25 protein-coding genes and 3 pseudogenes are annotated in these 25,308 nt (G+C 34.7%); 3 read left to right on the top strand and 25 right to left on the bottom strand.

Features of this window, described 5'->3' with window-relative positions:
- Nucleotides 1–40: 40 nt before the first annotated feature.
- From CBF37_RS00140 to CBF37_RS00110, 7 genes are all read right to left on the bottom strand, one after another.
- A complete protein-coding gene (locus tag CBF37_RS00140; RefSeq protein WP_125982783.1) occupies nucleotides 41–757 on the bottom strand; it encodes a gamma-glutamyl-gamma-aminobutyrate hydrolase family protein in 717 nt (238 codons plus the stop codon).
- Between the two features lie 69 nt (nucleotides 758–826).
- Complete coding sequence (gene rlmN, locus CBF37_RS00135) at nucleotides 827–1,891, bottom strand: dual-specificity RNA methyltransferase RlmN (protein WP_125982782.1); 1,065 nt, start codon at nucleotides 1,889–1,891, stop codon at nucleotides 827–829.
- Between the two features lie 134 nt (nucleotides 1,892–2,025).
- Entirely contained in the window at nucleotides 2,026–3,195 is a 1,170-nt protein-coding gene (gene rpsA / locus CBF37_RS00130; protein ID WP_125982781.1) for a 30S ribosomal protein S1, read from the bottom strand.
- 95 nt (nucleotides 3,196–3,290) lie between these two features.
- Nucleotides 3,291–3,962, bottom strand: a complete 672-nt coding sequence (gene cmk, locus CBF37_RS00125) for a (d)CMP kinase (protein WP_125982780.1) — start codon at nucleotides 3,960–3,962, stop codon at nucleotides 3,291–3,293.
- A 52-nt stretch (nucleotides 3,963–4,014) separates the two neighbouring features.
- Nucleotides 4,015–4,656 (bottom strand): LysM peptidoglycan-binding domain-containing protein, encoded by a 642-nt coding sequence (locus CBF37_RS00120; protein WP_165866583.1) that lies wholly within the window; start codon nucleotides 4,654–4,656, stop codon nucleotides 4,015–4,017.
- A 66-nt stretch (nucleotides 4,657–4,722) separates the two neighbouring features.
- Complete coding sequence (locus CBF37_RS00115; RefSeq protein WP_125982778.1) at nucleotides 4,723–6,165, bottom strand: RecQ family ATP-dependent DNA helicase; 1,443 nt, start codon at nucleotides 6,163–6,165, stop codon at nucleotides 4,723–4,725.
- The gene (locus tag CBF37_RS00110) at nucleotides 6,155–7,207 is read right to left on the bottom strand and encodes a YpbB family protein (protein WP_125982777.1); all 1,053 of its coding nucleotides are present in this window, start codon (nucleotides 7,205–7,207) and stop codon (nucleotides 6,155–6,157) included. The genes CBF37_RS00115 and CBF37_RS00110 overlap by 11 nt, the downstream gene beginning before the upstream one ends.
- Nucleotides 7,208–7,239: 32 nt before the next feature.
- Between CBF37_RS00110 and CBF37_RS00105 the strand changes: the two genes are divergently transcribed.
- Nucleotides 7,240–7,461, top strand: a complete 222-nt coding sequence (locus CBF37_RS00105) for a ferredoxin (RefSeq protein ID WP_125982776.1) — start codon at nucleotides 7,240–7,242, stop codon at nucleotides 7,459–7,461.
- A 43-nt stretch (nucleotides 7,462–7,504) separates the two neighbouring features.
- Here the strand turns inward: CBF37_RS00105 and trmFO are convergent, their stop codons facing one another.
- From trmFO to trxB, 11 genes are all read right to left on the bottom strand, one after another.
- Nucleotides 7,505–8,821 (bottom strand): methylenetetrahydrofolate--tRNA-(uracil(54)-C(5))-methyltransferase (FADH(2)-oxidizing) TrmFO, encoded by a 1,317-nt coding sequence (gene trmFO / locus CBF37_RS00100; protein ID WP_125982775.1) that lies wholly within the window; start codon nucleotides 8,819–8,821, stop codon nucleotides 7,505–7,507.
- 115 nt (nucleotides 8,822–8,936) lie between these two features.
- Entirely contained in the window at nucleotides 8,937–11,018 is a 2,082-nt protein-coding gene (gene topA / locus CBF37_RS00095) for a type I DNA topoisomerase (RefSeq protein WP_125982774.1), read from the bottom strand.
- Nucleotides 11,019–11,117: 99 nt separating this feature from the next.
- Nucleotides 11,118–11,999 (bottom strand): DNA-processing protein DprA, encoded by an 882-nt coding sequence (gene dprA, locus CBF37_RS00090; RefSeq protein ID WP_125982773.1) that lies wholly within the window; start codon nucleotides 11,997–11,999, stop codon nucleotides 11,118–11,120.
- Between the two features lie 63 nt (nucleotides 12,000–12,062).
- Nucleotides 12,063–12,830 (bottom strand): ribonuclease HII, encoded by a 768-nt coding sequence (locus CBF37_RS00085; protein ID WP_125982772.1) that lies wholly within the window; start codon nucleotides 12,828–12,830, stop codon nucleotides 12,063–12,065.
- A gap of 3 nt (nucleotides 12,831–12,833) precedes the next feature.
- Entirely contained in the window at nucleotides 12,834–13,682 is an 849-nt protein-coding gene (gene ylqF / locus CBF37_RS00080; protein ID WP_125982771.1) for a ribosome biogenesis GTPase YlqF, read from the bottom strand.
- Between the two features lie 200 nt (nucleotides 13,683–13,882).
- On the bottom strand, nucleotides 13,883–14,431 hold the full coding sequence (gene lepB / locus CBF37_RS00075; RefSeq protein WP_125982956.1) for a signal peptidase I: 549 nt from the start codon (nucleotides 14,429–14,431) through the stop codon (nucleotides 13,883–13,885).
- 87 nt (nucleotides 14,432–14,518) lie between these two features.
- Nucleotides 14,519–15,385 carry a homoserine kinase gene (thrB, locus tag CBF37_RS00070; RefSeq protein WP_125982770.1) on the bottom strand — a complete coding sequence of 289 codons (867 nt, stop codon included), beginning with the start codon at nucleotides 15,383–15,385 and terminating at the stop codon, nucleotides 14,519–14,521.
- 14 nt (nucleotides 15,386–15,399) lie between these two features.
- Nucleotides 15,400–16,683 carry a homoserine dehydrogenase gene (locus CBF37_RS00065; protein WP_125982769.1) on the bottom strand — a complete coding sequence of 428 codons (1,284 nt, stop codon included), beginning with the start codon at nucleotides 16,681–16,683 and terminating at the stop codon, nucleotides 15,400–15,402.
- Between the two features lie 102 nt (nucleotides 16,684–16,785).
- Nucleotides 16,786–17,085 carry an ArsR/SmtB family transcription factor gene (locus tag CBF37_RS00060; RefSeq protein WP_125982768.1) on the bottom strand — a complete coding sequence of 100 codons (300 nt, stop codon included), beginning with the start codon at nucleotides 17,083–17,085 and terminating at the stop codon, nucleotides 16,786–16,788.
- 30 nt (nucleotides 17,086–17,115) lie between these two features.
- Nucleotides 17,116–18,834 carry a phospho-sugar mutase gene (locus CBF37_RS00055; RefSeq protein ID WP_125982767.1) on the bottom strand — a complete coding sequence of 573 codons (1,719 nt, stop codon included), beginning with the start codon at nucleotides 18,832–18,834 and terminating at the stop codon, nucleotides 17,116–17,118.
- A gap of 121 nt (nucleotides 18,835–18,955) precedes the next feature.
- Nucleotides 18,956–19,867 (bottom strand): thioredoxin-disulfide reductase, encoded by a 912-nt coding sequence (gene trxB, locus CBF37_RS00050; protein WP_125982766.1) that lies wholly within the window; start codon nucleotides 19,865–19,867, stop codon nucleotides 18,956–18,958.
- A 154-nt stretch (nucleotides 19,868–20,021) separates the two neighbouring features.
- Here trxB and CBF37_RS00045 point away from each other — a divergent pair, with 154 nt between their 5' ends.
- Complete coding sequence (locus CBF37_RS00045) at nucleotides 20,022–21,383, top strand: MATE family efflux transporter (RefSeq protein WP_125982765.1); 1,362 nt, start codon at nucleotides 20,022–20,024, stop codon at nucleotides 21,381–21,383.
- Between the two features lie 65 nt (nucleotides 21,384–21,448).
- Here the strand turns inward: CBF37_RS00045 and CBF37_RS00040 are convergent.
- The 7 genes and pseudogenes from CBF37_RS00040 to CBF37_RS00010 form a co-directional block, all read right to left on the bottom strand.
- A pseudogene (locus CBF37_RS00040) lies at nucleotides 21,449–21,725 on the bottom strand (AzlD domain-containing protein); the annotation flags it as partial.
- Between the two features lie 23 nt (nucleotides 21,726–21,748).
- A pseudogene (locus tag CBF37_RS11895) lies at nucleotides 21,749–22,445 on the bottom strand (AzlC family ABC transporter permease).
- 84 nt (nucleotides 22,446–22,529) lie between these two features.
- Nucleotides 22,530–22,907 carry a hypothetical protein gene (locus CBF37_RS00030; RefSeq protein ID WP_125982764.1) on the bottom strand — a complete coding sequence of 126 codons (378 nt, stop codon included), beginning with the start codon at nucleotides 22,905–22,907 and terminating at the stop codon, nucleotides 22,530–22,532.
- Between the two features lie 16 nt (nucleotides 22,908–22,923).
- Nucleotides 22,924–23,073, bottom strand: a complete 150-nt coding sequence (rpmG, locus tag CBF37_RS00025) for a 50S ribosomal protein L33 (protein ID WP_125982763.1) — start codon at nucleotides 23,071–23,073, stop codon at nucleotides 22,924–22,926.
- On the bottom strand, nucleotides 23,073–23,237 hold the full coding sequence (gene rpmF, locus CBF37_RS00020; RefSeq protein ID WP_125982762.1) for a 50S ribosomal protein L32: 165 nt from the start codon (nucleotides 23,235–23,237) through the stop codon (nucleotides 23,073–23,075). The genes rpmG and rpmF overlap by 1 nt, the downstream gene beginning before the upstream one ends.
- 108 nt (nucleotides 23,238–23,345) lie before the next feature.
- Nucleotides 23,346–24,458 carry a YncE family protein gene (locus CBF37_RS00015; RefSeq protein ID WP_125982761.1) on the bottom strand — a complete coding sequence of 371 codons (1,113 nt, stop codon included), beginning with the start codon at nucleotides 24,456–24,458 and terminating at the stop codon, nucleotides 23,346–23,348.
- A 66-nt stretch (nucleotides 24,459–24,524) separates the two neighbouring features.
- Nucleotides 24,525–24,965 carry a hypothetical protein gene (locus tag CBF37_RS00010; RefSeq protein ID WP_125982760.1) on the bottom strand — a complete coding sequence of 147 codons (441 nt, stop codon included), beginning with the start codon at nucleotides 24,963–24,965 and terminating at the stop codon, nucleotides 24,525–24,527.
- 207 nt (nucleotides 24,966–25,172) lie between these two features.
- Here CBF37_RS00010 and CBF37_RS11730 point away from each other — a divergent pair.
- Nucleotides 25,173–25,308 (top strand): annotated as a pseudogene (locus CBF37_RS11730) (IS30 family transposase); the annotation flags it as partial.

The following is a 25,308-nucleotide window of genomic DNA, read 5'->3' as shown; positions in this document are numbered from 1 at the left end:
CAAAAAGTCAATAATAAAATTAATTCTTACCTAAATTCTTTCAAAATGATGCGACGAAATAATTAAATAATTTTTGTTCTTTTTCTTCTGTATTGTAAACAAAATCAGGATGCCATTGAACACCGATAAATCTTTTACTATTATCTTCTGACTCAATACCTTCTATAATTTCATCTTGACTTTTCGCTGTCACTCGAACATTTTTACCAAGTAATTTTATTGATTGAAAATGAAATGAATTCACTTTAGTTGTATCACCATATAAATCATTCAACACGCTTTCATATTCAGTTATCACATCATGTGTTAATAGTTCACGTGAAAGCGGAGCTTGCATATGCTTAATTACCTCATCTTGACTAATATCTTGAAAGAGTGTTCCACCGAGTTTGACATTCAGTAACTGCATTCCTCGACAAATAGCTAAAATCGGTTTCTTTTGCTTAAAAGCTTCATCAATTAAAGCCAACTCAAATGAATCCCGCTGATTATGCATTAATGACTTATCAAAAATTGGTTGTTCATTATAATATTCAGGGTTAACATTTTGTCCGCCGGCAAGAATTAACTTATCAATAGACGACACATAGTCTGTGGCATCCTGCGGAGAACTTATTGGTAACAAGATTGGTAATCCTCCTGCATTTTGAACTGCTTTCACATAACCAGAAGGTATATAACTAATTGGTAAATTATGTAAGATATCACCAGCATCTTGAATTTCATTAATGGCGATACCTATTTTTATTTTTTTCATTAATTTAAAACTCCTCAAAGATAGTAATTACAGAATTCTATCAAAGAGACTTCCCTGAGTCAATTTATTTTACCTACTACTTCTTTTTTTCATTTGTTTACTACGCAACTGACCGCATGCTGCATCGATATCTGTGCCATGTTCTTGTCGAATCACACAATTTATACCATATTTTTGTAAAATATCATAAAAAACCAAAATGTCCTCCTTGGTACTTCGTTGATAGTTATCGTGTTCATCAACAGGATTATATGGGATTAAATTCACATACGCTAATTTCTTTTTGTCTTTTAATAAATCAGCTAGTTCTTTTGCATGTTCTGGTAAATCATTTACTTTAGATAACATGATATATTCAAAAGTAATTCGCCGGTTTGTCTTGGATAAATAAAAATCGACAGCATCCATTAATTTTTCAATTGGATAGGCCTTGTTAATTTGCATAATTTGAGTTCTGACTAAATTATTAGGTGCATGTAATGAAATAGCTAGATTAACCTGCATATCATTTAAAGCAAATTCGCGTATTTTGGGAATAATTCCACTAGTTGAAACCGTCATATGGCGAGATCCAATCGCTAGTCCCTTTGGATCATTAACAATTCGCAGAAAGCTCATCACATTTTTATAATTATCAAATGGCTCACCGATACCCATTACAACAATATGACTAACACGTTCACCCTTTTGTTTCGCATCAAAATAATGCTGTACTTGCATAATTTGTGCAACAATCTCACCTGTAGTCAAGTTTCGCTGTTTCTTCAATAAACCGCTAGCACAAAAAGTACAACCTATATTACAGCCAATTTGAGTTGTCACACACACTGACAATCCATATTTCTGACGCATCAAAACCGTCTCTATCATATGTTTATCTTCTAATTCAAATAAATATTTAACAGTCCCATCGGCTGATTCCTGTACAACCATCTCATTTAATGGATTGATGACAAATTCATCTTGCAGTGCTTGAATTGTCGCTTTAGATAAATTTGTCATTTCGTCAAATTTTGTCACTCGCTTAATATATAGCCAGTCCCAAATTTGAATTGCTCTAAATTTTTTTTCTCCAATTTGTTTTAACCACTCTTGCAATTCTTGTTGTGTTAGATTATATATAGATGGTTTCATTTTCAATTCCTCTTTTCATTGTCGCTCATTTATTCACTATAAATTATTCACAAAAATAATTCAAGTCTCTTTAAAGGTGAAATAAAAAAAGAGACACCTATTCAAAATAAGTGTCTCTTCTAAAGATTTTTTTATTATTGATTTAATTCATCACCAATCACATCACCTAAAGTAAAACCTGTTGATTCTTCAGGAATAACATACTCGTTTTCTGTAATTTCTGGTTCTTCTTTTTCTTCTAAAGCTTTGATGCTTAAGCCGATACGTCTGCTGTCTTCGTCAATATCCAGTACTTTTACTTCGACAGTTTGCCCTTCATCCAATGCTTCATGAGGCGTTGCAATATGTTTATGTGAAATTTGTGAAATATGCACTAAGCCTTCTACACCAGGTAACACTTCAACAAACGCACCGAATGTTGTTAGTCGCTTAACAATTCCAGTTAAGACTTCACCCACTGCTATTTTTGATGCAATATTATCCCAAGGTCCAGGTTGTGTATCCTTAATTGATAGTGACACACGTCCAGCTTCTGGATCCACAGATAAAACTTTTACGCTCACATCTTCTCCTACAGTAAGGATATCTTCTGGTTTAGAGATATGTTGATGAGCAATTTCTGAAACATGAACTAAACCGTCAACCCCACCTAAATCGACAAATGCACCAAAATTAGTTAATCTTGCTACTTTACCTTCAATAATGTCACCAGCTGCGATTTTAGAGAATAATTCCTCTTTAGCTCGTTTGTTTTCTTCTTCCAATACTGCACGTCTTGATAAAATCAAACGATTTTCAGAAGGCTCTATTTCAATTATTTTACAGACAATCTCTTGACCCTTATATTCAGAAAAATCTGAAATAAAATGATCAGACACCATCGATGCTGGAATAAATCCTCGCACACCGGTATCAACTACTAAACCACCTTTAACAATGTCGGTAACAGTTCCTTTGATTAGTTCACCGTTTTTATACGCTTGTTCAATTTCTTCCCAAACTTTTCTTGCATCAACGCGACGTTTTGATAGTAAATAGCTACCATTCTCTTTGTCCTTACCAATTTTAGAAATAACAACTAAATCCATCACATCACCAATATTGACTAATTCAGTAATGTCATCAATCGGTACTGTTGAAAGTTCCTTCATTGGTACAACACCCTCTACGCCAGCACCAATAATTCCAACGACTACTTGTTTATTATCATCAATTGTTAGAACTTCGCCCTGTACAAGATTACCTATTTCAACATCTTGTACACTTTCCATTGCGTTTAACATATCATTCATTTGTTCAGTCATTTTCCATCCTCCTAGACAACAGTTACTTGTACTTCTATATTTATTTTACCGAAAATATACACACTTTACTAGCAAAAACTACTAGTTCATACATTTTAGAAATTACGCTTAGCTAATTTCTCGATTTCTAAGACAACTTCAGCAATTGATAAACCTGTTGTATCAACTAATATTGCGTCATTAGCCTGGGTTAACGGAGAGTTTTTCCGCGTCATATCATACTCGTCCCGTCTTATAATATCTGCTTTAATTCCAGAAAAATCAACTGTCATTCCTTTTGATTTATTTTCCTTAAATCGGCGTTCAGCTCGTTCATCAACACTAGCAACTAAGAACACTTTTAAGTCGGCATCCGGTAAAATAACCGTACCCACATCGCGACCATCCATAATAATACTCTCTTTATCAGCCAATTTTTGTTGGCGTCTAACCATTTCTTCTCTAACTGATTTAAAAGACGATACTTCAGATACATAACTTGTTACTCTTTCACCCCGTATCTGAGTAGTCACATCTTGATCATCTATAAAGACGTGTTGACCATCAGCCATTTGTTTAAATGTAATCGATATGCCATTTAGTAGATCTAACAAAGCTTCTTCCTGATTTGTTTCTACCTTGTTATTTAATGCAACCAAAGTTAAAGATCGATACATAGCTCCTGTATCACAGTATACGAAACCTAATTTTTCAGCTAATATTTTGGCAACTGTACTCTTTCCCGCAGATGCAGGACCATCAATCGCAATTTGTTTTCTATTTGTCATTGTTTAACACCTTTTTTTTAAATTAAAAAGTCGCCTGGAAGACGACTTTTATCTATTTCACTCGAATTGCTTGTCCATTTTGTAAATTTTGAGGATCCACACCAGGATTCATTTGTAATAACTCATCTACTGTTAGACCATTATTTTTTGCAATTCGGTACAAGTTGACATTACCACCCTGACCAACTATCGCATCATTTCCTGTTGCCGGACGCTGTTGATCTTGTACATTATTATTGACCTGCGCATCGCCTTGATCAACGGGTTTTTCTACATCTGCAAAAGTGCTAGCAGTAGTTTGTTGTGGTACAGAGGTTACTGTTGAAGTTGGCATAGTCGAAGATGCTGTCGATGATGTCGATGCTTCAGTGTTTGTTGATGTTTCACTGATGCTTGTTGAAGTTTCTTCAACTGTACTAGAAGAAGACTGTAATGCAATAGTACTCTCTGCCGGTTTCTTAGGATTCATTTTTGCACTAACATTCCAATATAAAATGGCAAATGTCGTCACAATAACAACTAAGAATAACAATGTGATTAACGTAATCATATACCAATTGCGACCCTCACCGTTACCACGACGATTTGTACGAGAAGACTCATCTCCATTGTCATCATAAATTGGTTGTTCCCAAGGTTCTTGCTCATTATTTGTTTCATTTTTCTTTTCTGTATCTTTATTATTTTTATCCACTGTTTTACCTCCTTGACACATCTTTAGTTATTCTATCATATTTTTAAAATAAATTCCTCATTTTTTTTATAATAAAAATAGTTTTTTTACAATGTCCTTATAACTAACTAATCGGTGGTTATATGTTACATTCTCATTTTTTCTGATTTTTGGAAAAGTATGATAACAGTTATCACAGCATGTCGTTTGATTGAGATTCTCAGGTGGGTCTTGGTTAAAGTAGTGGAGTAACTCACCTCTACGACAATGGGTTGATTTAACAAAGTCTTTAATATCAAACAACCTGAACTGTTGTTGCTGTCTTCTAACCTCTATTTGATTCGAAAATTTCTCCCAATCCCAATCACTTTTTATTAATAATTGATACCATTTCAATTGAAAATCTGTCAAAATTGGCAGTAATTTTTTTAATTCTGCTGACTTTTTATCTTTCAAAAACAATAAATCAGCCTTTTGCTGATACGAATCTTCTTGAAGAAATTGATGGATTCGCTCATCTCCTTCATCATAAAGTAAAACAGCAATACTTTGCTGTCCATCGCGGCCAGCTCTTCCGACTTCTTGTGCATAATTTTCTAAACTATCAGGTAAATGATAGTGAATGACGAAACGGATATCTGTTTTATTTACCCCCATACCAAAGGCATTGGTTGCACACAGGATTGCAATATCACCTCGGATAAACTGCTGTTGGATCACAAAACGTTCTTCATTTGTCATTCCTCCATGATAAGCAGCTACTTGTTGCTCTGTATGCTGGTTTAAAATTTCGGCTATTCGATCAGCTTCTTTCTTACTGGAAAAATAAATTATACCTGTTGTTTGATAATCCCTGATAAAATCAATCAGGTAATCAATTTTACTCTCGACGTTTCTAACTGAATAATAAATATTAGGACGATCTACTGATAATATTGTGCTTGCAACATCTCGAAAAGAAAAAATCTGTTGTTTTATGTCCTCAATCACATCCTCTGCTGCTGTTGCTGTTAATGCCATTACTTTTGGATAGCCTAATTCCTGCAAAATATGTTTTAATTGCAAATAATCTGGTCGAAAATCGTTACCCCATTGTGAGATACAATGAGCCTCATCCACAACAAAGAGTGAGATCTGACATGATATTAATTTTTTTAAGACTTCCGGTTTATTAAGCATTTCAGGGCTCATAAAAATATATTTAAATTCACTTAACCGACCTATGACAAATTTTTTTTCATTAAACGAAAGTTGTGAATTCAATGCGACAATCGACTTTTCGCCTTTTCCTCTTAATTGAGCGACCTGATCAGCCATCAAGGAAATTAAGGGCGAGATAATTAATGTCTGCCCGGTGGATTCATCTGAAACAAATTGATAAATTAAGGATTTCCCAGATCCAGTCGGTAGAACCGCTAAAGTATCCAATCCACTCAATGAGTTACTGATGACTTCTTCCTGTCCAGGACGAAATTCATCAAACCCATAATTTTCTTTTAATATTGTAGTTAGCGAAAGCTCAGTTTCCATTTATCTCATCCTCTTTCAGCTTAATCTGGAATAATCTAAATTCAAAAAAAGAAAGCTCAGGTATAGCTTCTTTTACATCGCTATATCTCCATGAATAAAAGCTAGTATTCTGTGATTCTCTAAATAAATTTAATTTTTTTAAACAATCCCACTGATAAACGGTATTTAAGAAAAATTGTTTATCATGGTTTTGCAACACAGATTCTAGTAAATGGTCCGTCACCGTACTTACCTTCAAACGACGTTCTTTTGCTGTTTCAGCTATCGATGCATTCTTTAGAAAGGTTTGATACGTGGAACTAGCTGTATCTGAGCGACGATATATTAACTCATTAGACAATAAGCTATTAAATATTAAGAATTTCTGAGGATGCATTTGGATAATTTCAATCAATTTATGGAGACTGTTCTTAAATTCGATATACATAAATAATACTGATGTTTGTTGTTTATAGGCAATTTGTTCAAGGGTATAGCCAATATGCTGATGACCGCTTAATTGGTTGACCAAAATGGTTAATTCTGATGCTTCCATGTGTTCAGATAATTTTAACCATTCTTTCCCAAATAAAATTGCGCTGTTAGCCGGTTGTTTCCTATACCACTTTTTAAAAGAATATAATTTGAATGCATTTGTTTCTATCGGAAGATAGTTTGATTGATCATAGCGTTTTTCAGAAAAAACTTGAACAGCTAATAATAAACTTGTCCAAAACGTCTGATCAATTTTGCCATAGGTAAGACCTGAAAGTGAACTAACGGTTGGTAAATAAGCTTGGTGCAATGCATCCAAACCTTTTGGACTGATTTTTATTAAATTGTTGTCACTGCTGACTAGCAATTTTTCCTTAATTAATTTGCTGATTATTCGTTTAAAGTCATTTTCGTTTAAATCTGGAAAAAGTTTGAAAAAGGGCAAAATATTGTTGAAATAGCCGTAAATCAAGACAGAAGCCGTTTTTTTTCCAACCAGTAAATGGTACAATGTAGAATATCTTGATAGGCGTTGATGTTTAAAACAAGATAAAATAAATAAATCCATTAAATAATCACCTCTTTAAAGGAGTTTTCATGATGATATGTAAAATTATACCAGAAAAATGTATTGCTTGTGGTTTATGCCAAATTAAAGCCCCTGCAGTTTTTGATTATTACGATAACGGTATCGTTAAATTCAAAGATACTGATGAAAAAATCCATATAATTTCCACCACCAAAGATAACTTGTCGCATGACTTACTAGAAGCTTACAAACATTGTCCAACGCGCGCAATAGTCTTAGAAGAAAACACTTAAAAAACGGCAAACTTTTCCTTTATGGGAAAGTTTGCCGTTTGTATTAGGCATTAATTTTTTTTGCTGAAATCTTTGCTGCTGCCAAGGCCCGTTCAGCAATCGCTGTATACCGTTCCTTTTTATCACGAATTCGTTCCGGTAAATCTGGAAATAAGCCAAAGTTAACATTCATCGGTTGAAAATGTTTACCCGATGTATGCGTAATATAATTAGCCATGCCGCCAATCGCCGTTTCAACTGGTAAAACAACCGGTTCTTTGCCTTTTGCTAAAAGTGCAGCGTTCGTTCCAGCCAGCAAACCGCTTGCTGCGCTCTCAATATATCCTTCGACACCAGTCATTTGTCCTGCAAAAAACAAGTGGTCATTTTTACGAGATTGATAAGTAGCATTGAGTAATTCAGGTGAATTCATAAATGTATTGCGATGCATAACACCATAGCGCACAATATCTGCATTTTCCAGTCCAGGTATCATTCGAATAATCCGTTTTTGTTCGCCCCACTTCAGATGTGTTTGAAAGCCGACGATATTGTATAAAGAAGCTGCCGCATTGTCTTGGCGTAACTGAACAACTGCATATGGACGCTTACCAGTTTTCGGATCTTCCAACCCGACAGGTTTTAGCGGACCAAACGTCATCGTCTTTTCACCCCGACCAGCCATAACTTCAATCGGCATACAACCTTCAAAAAACTTTTCTTTTTCAAACGATTTTAATGGTGCCACTTCTGCATTAACTAATTCTTCACGAAAAGCATAAAATTCATCCTTAGTCATTGGGCAATTCAAATATGCTGCTTCACCTTTATCATATCGTGATTTTAAATATACTATATCCATATCAATTGACGATTTTTCAATTATGGGTGCTGCAGCATCATAAAAATATAACCCTTCTGACTCAGTAAATTCTCTGATACTTTCAGCTAAAGGTTCACTTGTCAGTGGACCAGTTGCAATTACTGTAATTCCCTCTTCAGGTATCTCTGTGATTTCTTCATGATGAACAGTAATATTAGGATGTTGACTGACCCTATCCGTGACATACTGAGAAAATGTTTCACGGTCAACAGCTAGTGCTCCTCCAGCCGGTACTTGTGTGGCATCAGCAGCTTCAATAATTATTGACTTATATTGACGCATTTCTTCTTTTAATAAACCTGCGGCATTCGTAATGCCGTTTGCTCGTAGAGAATTAGTACAAACTAACTCTGCAAATTTATCTGTATGGTGTGCTGGCGTTTTTTTTATTGCGCGCATTTCATACAAATCAACTTTTACTCCTTGTTCAGCAGCTTGCCAAGCAGCTTCGCTCCCTGCTAGCCCAGCACCAATAACAGTAACTTTTTGTTCAGTCATTAATTATAAACCTCTTTCTCAATTTATGATATGAATGAAAAAGGACTTAAATACTTTTAATTTAAGTCCTTAACAAATATTGATTATACAGAATTTCTAAAGAATTGCTACATATTTATTTTTGAGCAGTTTCTTTGTAGTCGCAATTGCTACATTGAATTTGAATACTACCTTTTGCTTTCTTCTCAACAAGATAATGATGGCACTTAGGACAGTCTCGGCCAATTGGTTTATCCCACGATGTAAACTCGCACTCAGGATAGCGATCACACCCATAGAAGATACGGTTTTTCTTGGTTTTTTTCTCGATAACATCACCTTTTTTACATTCAGGACATGTTACTCCGATTTTTTTAACAATTGCCTTTGTATTGCGACATTCTGGGAAATTACTGCATGCATAGAATTTTCCGTACCGTCCCAATTTAATAACCATCGGGTGACCGCATAATTCGCAATCAAAACCAGCTGGTTCATCTTTTATTTGGATTTTTTCCATATTCACTTCTGCGTCGGACATTACCTTTTCAAACGGTTTGTAGAAGCGATCAATCACATCGACCCAATCTTCTTTTGCTTCTGCAATATGATCGAGATCTTTTTCCATATCGGCTGTAAAGTTCACATCAACAATTTGGGGGAAAAATTCACACATTAAATTATTAACAATTTCACCAAGTTCTGTCGGCTCAAAACGACGGGCATTCAATTTGACATAGTACCGTCTTTGAATCGTTTCAAGTGTGGGTGCATAAGTAGACGGGCGTCCTACGCCATTTTCTTCTAATGTCTTAATTAACGTCGCTTCGCTAAATCTTGCTGGCGGTTGAGTAAAATGCTGTTTAGGTTCAATATCAGCAGACTTAACTATTTCTCCTTCAGCTAAATCAGGCAAGATATTCTCTTTTTCATCTTTTCCGTCATCATTGCCTTCAGTATAAACTTTCATGAACCCAGGAAATTTAATTTTTGATCCATTAGCGATGAATTTCACACCACTTTGTTCTAAATCTACTCGCATTGTATCCAGGACAGCTGGTGACATCTGACTAGCAACCGTACGTGACCAAATTAACGTGTATAATTTCATCTGATCTTTATCTAAGAATTCTTTCACTGATTCAGGAGTTCTTAAAATACTAGATGGTCGAATCGCCTCATGAGCGTCTTGCGCCCCCTTAGCATTCTTTCCTTTTTTTGGTTTTCCAGCTGCATATTCAGATCCATAAGTATCAATAATAAAATCATGCGCCTCTGTTGTAGCTGTTTCCGAGAGACGAGTTGAATCTGTACGCATGTATGTAATTAAACCGACAGTTCCCTGACCCTTGCCTAATTTTATACCTTCGTATAACTGTTGGGCGACCATCATTGTTTTTCGTGTTCGAAAATTTAATTTTCTAGCAGCTTCTTGTTGCATACTGCTTGTCGTAAATGGTACGGAAGGGTTCCGTTTACGTTCTTTTTTTGTGATTTTAGTCACATCATAGTCACGGTCATTGATTCGATCCGTAACTACTTTAACATCCGCAGCTGTTTGCAACTTCATCTTTTTACCATCAAGGCCGTAAAAATTAGCTTTAAATTTTTTGCGTCCTTTAACAAAATTACCTGCGATACTCCAATACTCTTCTGGTTTAAACTCACGTATTTCATTTTCTCTATCGATGATTATTTTTAAAGCAACCGATTGAACGCGTCCAGCACTCAACCCTTTTTTTACTTTCTTCCATAATAATGGACTAATTGAATACCCGACCAACCGATCTAGTATCCGCCGGGCTTGTTGAGCATCAACTAAATCAACATTAATCGTACGTGGTTCTTTAAATGCTTGTTTCACAGCATCTTTTGTTATTTCATTAAACACCACACGATTTTTATCATTTAAATCTAAATCTAAAATATGGGCAAGATGCCAAGCAATAGCTTCCCCTTCCCTATCCGGATCGGCTGCAAGGTAAACTTTATCAGCTTTTTTAGCGTATTTCTTTAATTCTTTAATTACTGGACCTTTTCCGCGGATATTAATATATTGCGGATCATAATTATTCTCAAAATCAATACCCATTTTACTTTTAGGCAAGTCGCGGATATGACCTACACTAGCCACTACTTTATAATTTCTTCCTAAATATTTTTCAATAGTTTTAGCTTTGGCAGGGGATTCAACAATAACTAAGTATTTATAACTCATAGGATAATCCCTTTCTTTTCTGCTATTTAATAGTTAAATTCTTTTTGTTCAACAATCGTAAACAATCTTAGTCTATAAAATAGGCGTTTGTCAAGAAAGTTATTTAATATCTTGCCATTCATCCAAAATATCGGATGCTTTTATAACACATTTAGCCCCTTCCTGTATGAGTCTTAGGCAACCTTCTGAATTATCAAAGAATAACGGACCTGGTACAGCAAAAATATCTCTCCCTTCATCTAATCCTAATTTAGCAGTAATCCAAGTGCCACTATTCTTTTTAGCCTCAATGACACAAATCCCTCGTGATAAACCTGCAATAATCCGATTTCTTTGAGGAAAATGGTAAGGTAATGGTGCTGTACCGGGCATATACTCTGAAATGACTAGATGATTTTTCATCATATAATCCTGCAATCGCTGATTTTCTTTTGGATAATAGGTATCTAGTCCACAACCGATAACACCTATTGTTTTTCCTTTAAAACGAATTGCTGCCTTATGTGCATAGGTATCATTACCTCTTGCTAGACCACTAACAATAGTAATCTGTTTCTCTATTAATTCCGGCAGTAAATTATCAATCACATCTCTACCATATTCGGTATTTTTACGTGTACCAATAACAGCTAATTTCTGTGAATTTAAAATAGATGAATTTCCTGCACAAAATAAAGCAATCGGCGGATTATAAATATTAGATAAGGCTACTGGATAATCGTCAGATAAAATAGAAATTAATTTGTATTTTTTCTGAAACAATAAATAATTATCATAAGTTAACTCTTCAAATGCCAAAAAATAAGAAGTTTTAAATAACTGAATATACTGCTTTTTTACCCCGGAAATTTTTATAAAGTCTTTACAATAAAAAGGGCCGTGCGGATGATTTAAATAATATTGAAGTATTTTTAATAAGCCGATATTGCCGATACCTTTTAAATGCTTTAATCGAAAAACAAAGAAATCTGGATCATACATAAAAAAACTCCTTCATAAGTATATTATACAAACAATATACGCAAATAAAGGAGTTAAGCATTATTACACCATATCTTTAATAGGGGCAAAACTTTTTCTATGTATCATACAATAACCTTGCCGATCTAATCCAAGAAGATGCTCTTTTGTGCCATAGCCCATATTTTTTGCAAACCCATATCCTGGAAATTGTCTGTCATAGTCAATCATCATTCGATCTCGAGTTACTTTTGCAATAATACTGGCACAAGCAATTGAAACGCTGCGAGCATCACCTTTAATAATTTTTTCCTGACTTACAGGATAATCTAAGTTCATCGCATCGATCAGCAGCTTATCTGGTGAAATTTCAAGATTATTAACTGCCTCAAGCATAGCAATCTTTGTTGCTTCATAAATATTAACATCATCTATGATTGTCTCACTAACTACACCAACACCCACTGATATTGCTGACCTCATTATCTCCTCGAATAATCTATCGCGAGTTTTTTCTGATAATTTTTTTGAGTCGTTTACATCAAATAATTTAAAATTTCTAGGTAAAATAACAGCCGACGCTACGACTGGACCGGCTAAAGGACCACGACCCACTTCATCAATTCCAGCAATATATTTAAAGCCGTCTGCTGCTGCTTGATTTTCAAAAATCATCATATCATAAAAATGACTTTTTAATTTTTCCTGTTTTTCAATTTGTTTCATACGTTGAGTGACTGCCGCCTGCACTCCTCTTCTCTCATCTTTTTGAAAAAAAACTAAAAGATCATCATCAAGTTGAGTAATGCTTTGAAGCTTATTTTTTATCGACTTAATTGTTTCTTTTGTCATCACTTAGTCCTCAAATTCACTAATTCTGTCTAGTGTAAAACGACCTAATCGTCCATCTCGAATTTCATTCACTACCATTTTACTACCTCTTTCATAGTCCTCCTGAAAACCACGCTTTTCAGTAATTAACATCAATAATTCAGGAGAAGTTAATTTTATATCCTCTGAAGAAAGTTGGTACCTTTCTGATAACTGTTTGGGATAAAACTCTTTAAAAAAATCAATTCCAAAAATTGCCAAATCATCCATATGCAGTAATGTATCCTTGATTGCTCCGGTTAAAGCCAATTTTTTTCCAATCAACTGATCGTCAAACTTCGGCCATAAAATACCAGGCGTATCCAGCAACTCCAAGTCATTCCCAGATTTAAGCCACTGTTGTCCTTTAGTAACGCCTGGCATATTACCTGTCTTTGCCATATTTTTTTTCGCTAATCTATTTAACAATGTTGATTTACCTACGTTTGGAATGCCGATACACATTGCTCGTATTGGACGAGGTTTCATTCCGCGTTGACGTTGTCTTTCAATTTTTTCACTTAAAATTTCTTTTGATTTAGCGATAATTTTTTTTATACCTTTTCCTTGATTCGCATTGATTGAAAGACAGTATAGTCCTCTTGATTCAAAATACACCTGCCATTCTTTTGATTGAATAGGATCCGCTAAATCTTCTTTATTTAATAAAACTAAACATGGTTTTTGCTGAATAACATTATCCATCATTGGGTTCCGACTAGAAATTGGCAAACGTGCATCAACTATTTCGTATACAATATCGACTAGCTTTAATTTTTCTGAAACTTCTCTTCGTGCCTTGGCCATATGACCAGGAAACCATTGGATTGTCATATTTATTCCCCCTAAAAATTTATAAATGATTATTTGTTTACAATCACTTTATAAATTATCATTATTTTTTTCAACAACTTCTAACAATTTTAAACTATACCATATTTTTCGCAACTTTAGTGCTAGGTTCTATTTTCCTTCAGCACAACAAAAAAGCCGAACTATGCTATTCCGCTTTTTTGTGAAATTGTTGTACATTTTTAATAAAAAATTTTTACATGTGTTATCGGATAATAAACAAATCTAACTTTACCGATAATATCCTCGGATGAAATAGTACCAAAAGAACGGCTGTCTTTACTTAACCGACGATTATCACCTAAAACAAAATAACGATTTTTAGGTATCTTTTTAAAACCCAAAAGCTCTGAAGTATCTAAATCGGTTGTATAAACCATTTCATTTTTCCGTTTCTTAACATTCTTTAAAAATTTTTCAGGAACTTTTTTACCATTTACATATAATTGATCATTATCATAGACCAGATGATCTCCCGGTAAACCAATGACACGCTTAACATAAGTACTACCGTCCGGTGCATCAAAAACAACAATGTCAAAACGTTTAATTTTAGAAAATTGTTCAGTAACGACAAAATCATTCTGTTGCAGTGTCGGTTCCATTGAATTCCCTGTAATTTCTAAAGGAACTAGAATAAATCCGCGAATAAACATGACTATCATAAATGCTAAAATTGTCATTTTAACCCAATGCCAAAAGATATCGATAATTTTATTTTCCTTTTCCATCGGACGCGGTCCCTCTCTTCTTTGAACAATGTAAATCATCTACAGTCTACTATAAATCAACATGAATTTAAACTGAAATAACATAATCTAAATAATCATTATCCCATTCATGTCCACAGTTAACACTGTAATACGACAATCTTTTATATGCTTACTTAATTCACGGCATACAGTTTGTCCACTTCCTTGCTGAGCCAAAACTAAAACAGTCGGTCCAGCCCCACTGAGGACAGAGCCAATAATCGGTAAGTTCAATTCTTGCTTTAACGCTCTGACATGAGTTAATTCAGGTACTAAATGCTCACGAAATGGTTCATGCCAACGGTCTTTTTCTAATAATAACTCAACTAACTTAAGATTATTTGTCAAAAATCCTGCCAATAAACCATTGGCCGTTGAACTCGCAGCAACAGCTTGTCTATAAGACATCTCTTGAGGTAAAACCTGACGGCTTGACGAAGTTAACAAAGTATAGTTAGGTATGATTACAACAATATCAGCGTCAATAAATTGATGCGATACTGCAAAAACTTTCTCAGATGTTATTCCAGAAACAACAAACCCACCAAGAATTGCTGGGGCCACATTATCCGGATGACCCTCGATTGAATTAGCCAATTCTAACTTTTCAGAATCTGATAATTCCAAATGATTCAATTTATCTGCTAATTCTATTCCGGCAACAATTGCTGAAGAACTGCTACCTAATCCTCTAGCTGTCGGAATATCAGTTATTACTTTAAGGTGATGCGGTGGTGTTTCAGGTGCTGTGTATAATAAACTCTTAACGATAAGATTATTTTCGTCACTCGGCAAGCCTGCAATTTGATGCTCCACATGCCAATTTTCAACTTTTGCGCAAACCTCAACTTCTAAATACATAGACAGTGCTAAACCAAAGGAGTCAAAACCTGATCCTAAATTTGCTGTTGTTGCAGGTACTCTTATTTTCATTATTTTCTCCTTTACTAAAGAACTTTATAGACTGATTGTAATTCGATACTAGGAGTCGATTTAAAAACAGCTAAAATCGTATCACGCTGTGTCATAGTTATATCATGAGTTGTTAAAATTACTTGTGCTTTACAGTGGCTGATAGGTTTTTGCTGAATCTGTTTAAAACTAATACCATTTTTCGCCATTAAATCAGCCAATTCTTTAAAAACGCCGGCAGTATCTGGAACAGTCATCGAAAAATAGTATTTATCAGACACATCATCAGCAGCAGCAATCTTTAATTCAGTTGCATATGTATTAAATGCTAAACCAGCCTCATTTATTTTAATATTCCGAATAACCGTAGCAACATCGCTCAAAATGCTTGCAGCTGTTGGCAGCGATCCTGCACCAGGGCCGTAGAACATTGATTCTCCGATTCCTGTACTATTGATGAAAACCGCATTCATTGCACCTTTGACATTTGCTAATGGGTGATCATGGGGAACCATTACCGGAGCTACATCAACATAAATCCCCGTTGTCATTTTTTTAGCCGAACCGATTAATTTCAGCACATATCCTAATCCTTGAGCAGATTGAATATCCTCAGGTGTGACATCGGTAATACCTTGGCGCTGAATATCAGTCATCGGTATAGTCATCCCATAAGCAAATTTGGTCAAAATAGCCATCTTAAATGCGGCATCGATTCCTTCAACATCGTTCTTTGGATTTTGTTCTGCAAATCCCAATGTTTGAGCTTCTTTTAATACTTCTGCATACGTTTTATTTTCCTCTGACATTTTATTTAACATAAAATTAGTCGTTCCATTTACTATACCGTATATACTGTTGATTTTTTCAGCAGAAAAACTATTAGCAACAGTACGCAAAATTGGAATACCACCAGCAACACTTGCTTCATAAAATAAACTAACACCATTATGTTCTGCTAATTGTGTCAATTCATCGCCATATTGAGCCATCAAATCTTTATTTGCAGTAATCACATGCTTGCCAGTATTCAATGAACTTTCAACCAGCATTTTGGCAGTTTCAATTCCTCCGATAACTTCAATCACTATTTGAATATCCGGATCATTAATAATATCTTCTGGTGTTGTTACTAACGACAAATGATACTTGTCAGCTGAATCTTGTTTCACTGAAACATTTCTCACATATACTTTTACCAATTCTGCTTCAACAGCAGTCATTTCTTTGACTTTATTTTTTTCCGACTGGAACAGTTCAGCAACTCCCATTCCAACAGTTCCAAGACCGAACATTCCTACCTTGATCTTTTTTTCCATAAATAAAAACCTCCCGTAGTTTTTATGCTATTTCAATAGTTCATATTATCATAAATTTTAAAAAATATATAAAAAAACCGAACACTGACTGTTCGGCTCAACTTATACATGTGATAAATGATCCATTGTCTCTTTAAGAATGTCGATTACGTGCTGATCATCAATTGAATAAAAAACTGTCTTCCCTTCTCGTCTGGTTTTAACTAAACGGTTTTCTCTCAAAAGACGCAGCTGGTGCGAAACAGCTGATTGCTCCATATCAAGGTGTACGACTAAAGTTGACACATTCATCTCTTGATTATCTAATGCCAACAATATCTTTAATCTCGTCGCATCACTCAGCGTTTTATAGAATCGGCTTATTTTATTAATTTCTTCCGCAGACACTCTTTCAAATACCATTACATCATCTTCCCTTCAAAGCATGTTCGACTAATCGCTTAATTCATTTACACTCAATAAAATAGCGTCGAAAATTTCTTGAGCTCGTATTTCAGAATCTGCATTAACACCAATGTAAAATTTTATTTTGGGTTCTGTTCCAGACGGTCTAATTGCAATCCAACTGCCATTCGTTAGCTTGAATTTTAAAACATTTGCTTTAGGTAAACCAATATTATTCACATGACCACTACTATACGTCACTTGATCTAGTGAATAATCTTCAACTGCAGCTACCGGTATACCACCAAATTCAACCGGTTTATTTTCTCTAACAGCTGACATCAGATCTTTAATTTTTTGAATTCCCTCAATTCCCTTAAATGTTTTAGAAATTGTCTTTTCGATGTAAAAACCAAACTCTTTATAGATTTCTTGCAATCCGTCAAATAAGCTCTGACCCTTTGATTTATAAAAAGTTGCAATTTCTGCTAATAAGACCAACGCTTGAATCGCATCTTTATCACGAGCAAAGGGCTTAATTAAATAGCCATAACTTTCTTCAAAACCAAAAACAAATTCTTTTTCACCAGTTTGTTCATATTCCTTAATTTTTTCAGCAATAAATTTAAAACCTGTTAGAACGTCAATCATATCAACATCAAATTTCTGACAGATTTTAGCAGGCAACTCACTCGAAACAATTGATTTAAGTGCAACTGTATTTTGTGCTAATTGACCGGATTCATTTTTAGCAGATAAAATATAATGAAGCATTATGCTTCCCAATTGATTACCAGTTAACACTTGATATTCACCATTGGGTAATCTAACGGCTGCACCAAGTCGATCTGCGTCAGGATCAGTTGCAATCAAAACATCTGCACCTGTTTCTTTTCCCTGCTTTATTGCATACTCAAAAGCCGCATGTTCCTCCGGATTCGGTGAAACAACTGTAGAAAAATTCGGATCAGCGATAGCCTGGGCTTCAACGAATTCAAAACTATCAAAACCTGCCTGCCTTAGAGCTCTCTCTCCAAGCATTTTGCCTGTTCCATGAAGCGGTGTAAAAATTAATTTTAAATTTTTCCCGTAATCACTTATTAAACGTTTATTAATTGTCACTGTCTTAATCTGCTCTAAATACTTTTTATCCAAATCTTCACCGATTATTGTAATATAATCAGGTGCTTTTTCTTGTGAAACCACTTCAATTTCTAAAGGATTTTCAATACTGCGAACATAAGCTGTAACAGCATCTGCTGCTTCAGGTGGCATTTGTCCGCCATCTTCTCCATACACTTTGAAGCCATTATAATCTGATGGATTGTGACTTGCGGTAATCATAATACCTGCTGCACAATTCAATTCCCTCACTGCGAAAGACAACTCAGGTGTTGGACGCAAACTCTCAAAAACAAAGGAACGTATGCCATGCGCCGCCAAAGTTTCTGCTGCCGCCATTGCAAATTCAGGTGATTGATGACGACAATCATAAGCAATTGCAACACCGCGTTTCTTAGCGGTTTCATTCTGAGAGTCAATAAATAATGCCAAACCTTCAGCTGCTTGTCTTACTGTGTAAATGTTCATTCGATTGATACCCGCACCGATAATTCCACGCATTCCCGCAGTTCCAAATTCTAATGGCGCATAAAAAGCATCTTTGATGAGATCTTCATTATTTTCTATAATTTTTAAATCGTTTAAAACCAGTTCACCTAAATTATCTGTTTGTCTCCATTGTTCATAAACAGCCTTCCAAGCCATATTGTCACCTCATTATTAAAATCTAAAAAATTCATATCAAGTATATCATTTTATTGTACTAAATTGAATAAAAAACAAGCAGTCCGCCGAATGACAAATCAACTTGACTGCTCGATTCATATTATAAATTTTGTAGATAGTTATAGACCTCTTGTCCCGCAATACTGCCGTCACCAACTGCCGTCGCAATCTGGCGTAAAACTGTCTTTCTTACGTCACCAACAGCAAAAACCCCTGGGATGGCTGTTTCCATACGTTCATTTGTCAGAATCCAACCTTCTGAATCAGTAATACCCATATTTTTAAATGGTTCTGTCAGTGGATCAAGTCCAATATAAATAAAGACACCGTCAGCTTCAAAATCAGCTTGTTCCTTTGTCACGACATTTTCTAAACGAATCGATGTAACTTTCGTATCATCACCTTTAATCTCAATCGGAACGTGATTCCAAATAAAATCGACTCTTTCGTTTTTAAATGCTCTATCTTGCAAAATATTTTGTGCACGTAGCTGGTCTCGACGATGAACAATAGTTACTTTACTCGCAAACTGGGTTAGATACAAGCCTTCTTCAACGGCTGAATCTCCGCCTCCGACAACGACTAGGTGTTTGTCTCTAAAAAATGCGCCGTCACAAACCGCACAGTAGGACACACCTCGACCAGAGAATCCTTCCTCACCTGGAATCCCGATTTTACGATGTTCACTTCCTGTGGCAATAATAACTGTTTTTGCTTCATAAGAAGCATCTTCACAAACAACTACTTTGTAATCACCTTTATCTTCAATTCGCTGAACGTTGCCATAAGCATTTTCAGTGCCAAACTTAATAGCATTGTCATACATTTTTATTGCTAAATCAGGACCTTGAATCATATCAAATCCGGGATAGTTTTCCACTTCACTGGTATTCATCATTTGGCCTCCAGGAGCTCCTCTTTCAATGACAAGAACAGATAATCCAGAACGTGATGCATAAAGTGCTGCAGTCATACCTGCCGGACCTGAACCGATTATAATTACATCGTACATAGTTTTTCCTCCAATTCATTACTGTCCTTACTTTACAACCCGGTAATTTAATTGTCTATCTTTTTGTTTTAAATTTTACTGAAAAATCAATTGACTTATGACTGAAAATCGCTAAAATACAATGAGCAAGTACATTTTTAGGGGAAGGTGACACATGTTTTATAAGGCTAAGCATTTTTTTACCAATCACACAATTTCTGATAAAGAACTTATATTTTTAAGTTGGCCGATTTTTGTTGAATTGTTTTTACGTGTGTTTATTGGAAATGTTAACGTATGGATGATTTCTCAGTATTCTGAACCTGCTGTTGCAGCTGTCGGTTCAGCTAATCAATTACTTAACTTATCTGTTTTTATCTATGGATTTATTACTGTTGGTTCACAGATTATTATTGCACAACTTATTGGTGCAAAAAAACATCATCAGATAGATCGCGTTATCACTACCGCACTGATGGGTTCTCTAATACTCGGCTTATTAATCAGCGCTGTTTTTATGCTATTTCCGGAGCAATTGCTTCACGTTATGAATTTACCACTACAAATTATTGCTCTAGGTGTCAATTATTTGCGAATCTATGGTGCCAGCTTATTTATCAGTTCCATTATCGCTACAATCATAGCGGCTTTAAGAAGCCACGGACAAACTAAAGCAGCACTAATAATTCCAACAATCGCTATTTGTTTTGCGCTTATCGGTAATTACGCTGCCTTATACGGTCCCTTCGGTCTGCCTCATTTAGGTGTAGAAGGACTAGCCATCTCCGCGGTTGTCAGTAATTTTATCGCACTAATTTTTGCTTTTATTATTCTTTACAAAGTAATAGGTTTTAACATCTTGAAAATAAAGATAAAGAATCTGTCTCTAGATATGCTGAAGCGGATTTTAACTTTAGGTCTGCCTTCATCTGGAGAAAACCTGTCTTATACGGCATCTCAGGTTGTCGTAACAATGATTGTCGCTTCATTAGGTCAGAACATGCTGATTGCAAAATCTTATGTCACCGCGATTACCCAATTTGTATACTTGATTGCAGCATCATTAAGTCAAGGAAATCAAATTATGATTGGACGCAATGTTGGAGCAAAAGAATTTGATCGTGCCTTTATGCGTGGCAAACGAACAATTGTCATTGCAATTCTTTGTTCAGGAATCATTTCGCTAGTGACATGGTTAGCAATTGAACCAATTATGACGGTATTTACTACCAATGATGAAATTATTCAAATTGCTAAAATTATCTTTTTAATCGATATCTTTTTAGAGTCAGGCCGGGCAGTAAATATGGTAATGGTCGGATCATTAAATGCTGCTGGCGATGTTAAATTTCCGTTATTTTGTAGTCTTTTAGTATTGTGGGTCATCAGTCTACCTTTCTCATATGCTTTGGCGATTCCTGTGGGTCTTGGATTAGTCGGTGTTTGGCTTGCTTATACAATTGATGAAGGCCTGCGTGCCGTTTTTATGATACGAAGATGGAATTCTGGAATCTGGCGCACAAAAAGCGACATATAAATAAAAGGCGTGTCCTCCTATCTTTAATAATAGATAAGTGGACACGCTTTTTCATCACAATAATCTTAATAGTGCCAAGATACCATATCAATAATAACGAAAACCAATAAATTACGTGACAAAATTGCTGAAAGAACCGTCAGAATAGAAGCAATGAAGTTACCCATATGAATTTTGTAGGCAAATACCTAGGTTTTGTTCAAAGAAACTAGAGAACCACAGTGAAGACATAATTACAATCAGGACAAAATCTAAAATTTTTTCTAAAGGTTTTGGCAAGTCGATGCGTTTTAACAAAACAAAAGGAATTATTCGCGATAACCAAGTTACGACCCCACACCCCCGAAATTGTTAATAAATTACAATCAGAAAAAAACATGTTTAATCACCATTTCCACAATACAGCCGATTAGTGTTGCTGCTAATACCAGAATACTGTTTGATATAAAAAACAAACCAACAAACACAATGATTAAGGTAGTCTCAATCATAATCAGCTGCGGATTGAGATACAGATTTTTGTCTGAAACTAATTGTAAATATATTAGACCGATAAACATCGCAACAATAATAAAGTCGAGACTTAATTTTTCTGGTTCTGCAATAAAAGACCCTCCCATTGCAGCTCAAATAGATGAAGTAACCCAAATAACGTAAGAAAGGATATTAGCAGTATTAAACCATGAAAAATTTAGCCGGTTTCCGGTATAATTTAATTGATTTACGCCTGACACATAGCTTTCATCTGTCAACAGGGATACAATAATAATAGGATCCAACTTATTTTCTTGCTTAAAATACGATGCTAACCTCAGACCCATCATTTAATTCTCGTTTAACTAGAAATGTTGAAAAAATAATACTTAAGATGGAACTTTGAGTCGCTAGAAGGCTCACCGTAATAAACTGTGCTAATCCTGCATATACAAACGCAAGACATTAATAATATCAACCAAATATTAAAGCCAACAGATTTGCAACAATACCAAAAGCTATCCCGATTTTTATGTATACAGATATAGTCGGTAACGTTTCCTTAACACCTATCCTGAAATTAAAAATTTCACCTTTTCCATCACCCTATACTTTTTTCATAAAATTAAAAAAAGTATTAAGATTAGTCAATAAAAAAAGCCTCAGCCTTTTTTATCTATTCTCAAAAAATGCATCTAATTGTGCCAGTTCATCATAAGTCAATTGAAAATTATCAATAGATGTCTGCAATTTTACCTTTTCCGATACTGGCATTTCCCAAAAACCATCGATTAATTTAAATTTTTCAGCAGAGAGTTTATTAAATACAGGATAAACTTTTAGAAAATCCTCAAACATCATATCTGCAGTTTCGGTGTATTCATAGACTAATCCTCGATTTAATGCGTAGGAAGTAGGTTGACCGCACTCATCAATAATTTTACTCTTTAATAAGATATGATATACCTGTTGAATTGTTATATCGCGATCAAATGTTTTTAGGGATCGGTAGGTATCTTCAACAATTGGCGGGTAAATAATATTCAACATTTCCAACCCCTATCTATTATTTTACTTCAATAAATGTTGCACGACGACGCAATTTTGGTGAATACTTCTTTAATTCTAATCGTTCTGGGGTATTTCTTTTGTTTTTAGTTGTTATATATAACCTCTCCCCTGTTTCTTTACATTCTAAAATAATATTCACTCTCATTATTTTTTACCTTTTCTTTCTAGATATTCTTGTTCAGTCATATGATGACTTCTATGATATTCGTTAAATTTATTGCTGAAGGACAGCTTTGGTGCGGTTAAGCCTTTGCCTGACTGTCTTTTTAACCTCTTTGTTTTAGAACTTCTTCTTGCTGGAACTGCCATCTAATCACTCCTGGGCTTAAATAGTAATTGTTACGATTTATATTATCGCATAGATTGTTTATATATGTCAATAAAGAAGAAAGGTTATTTTAAAAAAGAAAATAACCTCTATTTATCTAAATCTTTTAATAATATCGGCAGATCCAGTTCGATTATCCGATCAACCACAGTTACTGATGGATTAGTTCTAAAACGCTGTGTTCCTGATTCAAAAATTGTGTACAATATATTATCTTTAACGCTGATTTGTTCCAGATAAGGTGGTGCTTCTATTTTCATAAGAACCTCCTCGTCAAGATAACGTACCTTCTCGCGCCCTTGTTTATGTCTGTATACCAAAATTGCAGAATCCTCGGGACCATATGATTGGGAAAGCAATACAAAATCTTTATAAAAAGTAATCCCTTGAATGCCATGTTCTACCTTAAACGTTGTTTCAGCCGATAATTGATCTGTTTTTGTTGTCAGTACAACACGATTTTTTACCGTTCGTTTTAAATTCCCGTGTTTATTCAAGGCATATTCGTCTAGTATTCCTTCATGATTAATTGAGAAATACCCAACAAACAGACTGCCGTTTTTATATGCGATAAATGATGCTCGTTTGATATCGTCTAACACTACTACTTGATCATATTTGATTGGCGCTTTATTAATATCAATCTGATAGTCTCTGATCCTTACCAATGGAATTGATACAATTGCCGCTTCTGAAGTATCTGTTTTAGCGCAAACCCAGAGATTCTTTGATTGGTCATCATAGGCGATACCGCCAACATGAGGGTTTCCTTCTAAAACTATCGTTTTTATGTAATTATGAGTTAGACGATCTAGTACGTACAAAACTGAGGCATGACGTTCATCATGACTATAGGCGCTGATAACTAAATAGTTCTCAACCACTGTAACCCCTTGAGGATCCATCTGATAACTTTCACTCAAATGGTTACTATTATTTAATGATAACGATTCTGTTGCAATTAACCCTGGGACAACATAAGTCCCCCTATCCCGGTTTATTTTATTATTCCCAAAATAACTTGCTTGATAAAACTGCGGAAATTCTTTTAGAACACGTCCTTGATTATCAATTTTGTGATAAACTGCTGGTTTTGAATCCGTAGTGTCAGCCTTTTGTGTTTTCTCTAAATTTACACACGCAGTGAGAAAAGTGCTGAAAAGAAAGACTATAAACCATTTATAAATTTGTTTTTTCTTCAAGTTAAACTTATCCTTTCGTTTACCGTAAAAAATTAATTAAGAATAAAAATAACCGTCAATCATAAATTAACGGTTATTTTTTTTATTCACTTGATATTTAAACTTTATCAAAGGTCTTACGGAAGTTATAATTGAAATAACATTAGTTATTGTGACGATTTCGTAATGATATGCTTGTTCGTGCGTCACCTCCATAAATTCTTTTAACATTGTTTCCTTTAATACATAATCAAGATAATTAGATTTTGAATAACGTCTGAAACCGTGCTTTACATCTTTATCTTGTTGATAATTATAAAAAGAACTATCGATAACATTAATCGCTGTTATTTCGTCGAATTCTATACAAATTGTTAGTAACCCAGTTAAACAATTGTCAGCTTTCTCTTTTTGAACATAGTTTTCATCTGCTAATGGTCTTAATTCAATCAAAAATTTATTATCATTATACGAAATATTCTCAATACACAACTCATTCGTTATACTCGTCAATTTTTGATAAATCATCTAAATCCCCTCCTAGGTATTTAAATCCTTTTATAATATAACATAACTGTTAGTTCAAATAAAGGGCAAAATTATGAATTCAATGAGTATTTAAATTGTTAATTTCTTAATCCGTCGATTGTAAAATTAAGCTAGACAACTAAAAAATCATTTGTGATACACTCAAATTGTATTTCCTACCAAAGAAAACAAGGAGAGTGATCACAAATGATCTATACACATCTTACTACAGAGGAACTAGTTTTAATAGAATCTTATTATCATCAACATCAAAAAGTGATAGTCGTTGCTAAACATCTAAAACGTTCAAAACAGACTATTTATAATGTTTACAAGGCTTTCG

Origin of the sequence: Vagococcus vulneris, from assembly GCF_003950515.1 — a bacterium.
Classification (GTDB): Bacteria; Bacillota; Bacilli; order Lactobacillales; family Vagococcaceae; genus Vagococcus; species Vagococcus vulneris.
This window is presented reverse-complemented; position numbering and strand designations above follow the sequence as displayed.

Bases quoted from the DNA above. Each gene is read 5' to 3' on its own strand.
- CBF37_RS00140 (WP_125982783.1), bottom strand. From the start codon at position 757: ATGAAAAAAATAAAAATAGGTATCGCCATTAATGAAATTCAAGATGCT.
- rlmN (WP_125982782.1), bottom strand. From the start codon at position 1,891: ATGAAACCATCTATATATAATCTAACACAACAAGAATTGCAAGAGTGG.
- rpsA (WP_125982781.1), bottom strand. From the start codon at position 3,195: ATGACTGAACAAATGAATGATATGTTAAACGCAATGGAAAGTGTACAA.
- cmk (WP_125982780.1), bottom strand. From the start codon at position 3,962: ATGACAAATAGAAAACAAATTGCGATTGATGGTCCTGCATCTGCGGGA.
- CBF37_RS00115 (WP_125982778.1), bottom strand. From the start codon at position 6,165: ATGGAAACTGAGCTTTCGCTAACTACAATATTAAAAGAAAATTATGGG.
- CBF37_RS00110 (WP_125982777.1), bottom strand. From the start codon at position 7,207: ATGGATTTATTTATTTTATCTTGTTTTAAACATCAACGCCTATCAAGA.
- CBF37_RS00105 (WP_125982776.1), top strand. From the start codon at position 7,240: ATGATATGTAAAATTATACCAGAAAAATGTATTGCTTGTGGTTTATGC.
- trmFO (WP_125982775.1), bottom strand. From the start codon at position 8,821: ATGACTGAACAAAAAGTTACTGTTATTGGTGCTGGGCTAGCAGGGAGC.
- topA (WP_125982774.1), bottom strand. From the start codon at position 11,018: ATGAGTTATAAATACTTAGTTATTGTTGAATCCCCTGCCAAAGCTAAA.
- dprA (WP_125982773.1), bottom strand. From the start codon at position 11,999: ATGTATGATCCAGATTTCTTTGTTTTTCGATTAAAGCATTTAAAAGGT.
- CBF37_RS00085 (WP_125982772.1), bottom strand. From the start codon at position 12,830: ATGACAAAAGAAACAATTAAGTCGATAAAAAATAAGCTTCAAAGCATT.
- ylqF (WP_125982771.1), bottom strand. From the start codon at position 13,682: ATGACAATCCAATGGTTTCCTGGTCATATGGCCAAGGCACGAAGAGAA.
- lepB (WP_125982956.1), bottom strand. From the start codon at position 14,431: ATGGAAAAGGAAAATAAAATTATCGATATCTTTTGGCATTGGGTTAAA.
- thrB (WP_125982770.1), bottom strand. From the start codon at position 15,385: ATGAAAATAAGAGTACCTGCAACAACAGCAAATTTAGGATCAGGTTTT.
- CBF37_RS00065 (WP_125982769.1), bottom strand. From the start codon at position 16,683: ATGGAAAAAAAGATCAAGGTAGGAATGTTCGGTCTTGGAACTGTTGGA.
- CBF37_RS00060 (WP_125982768.1), bottom strand. From the start codon at position 17,085: ATGGTATTTGAAAGAGTGTCTGCGGAAGAAATTAATAAAATAAGCCGA.
- CBF37_RS00055 (WP_125982767.1), bottom strand. From the start codon at position 18,834: ATGGCTTGGAAGGCTGTTTATGAACAATGGAGACAAACAGATAATTTA.
- trxB (WP_125982766.1), bottom strand. From the start codon at position 19,867: ATGTACGATGTAATTATAATCGGTTCAGGTCCGGCAGGTATGACTGCA.
- CBF37_RS00045 (WP_125982765.1), top strand. From the start codon at position 20,022: ATGTTTTATAAGGCTAAGCATTTTTTTACCAATCACACAATTTCTGAT.
- CBF37_RS00030 (WP_125982764.1), bottom strand. From the start codon at position 22,907: ATGTTGAATATTATTTACCCGCCAATTGTTGAAGATACCTACCGATCC.
- rpmG (WP_125982763.1), bottom strand. From the start codon at position 23,073: ATGAGAGTGAATATTATTTTAGAATGTAAAGAAACAGGGGAGAGGTTA.
- rpmF (WP_125982762.1), bottom strand. From the start codon at position 23,237: ATGGCAGTTCCAGCAAGAAGAAGTTCTAAAACAAAGAGGTTAAAAAGA.
- CBF37_RS00010 (WP_125982760.1), bottom strand. From the start codon at position 24,965: ATGATTTATCAAAAATTGACGAGTATAACGAATGAGTTGTGTATTGAG.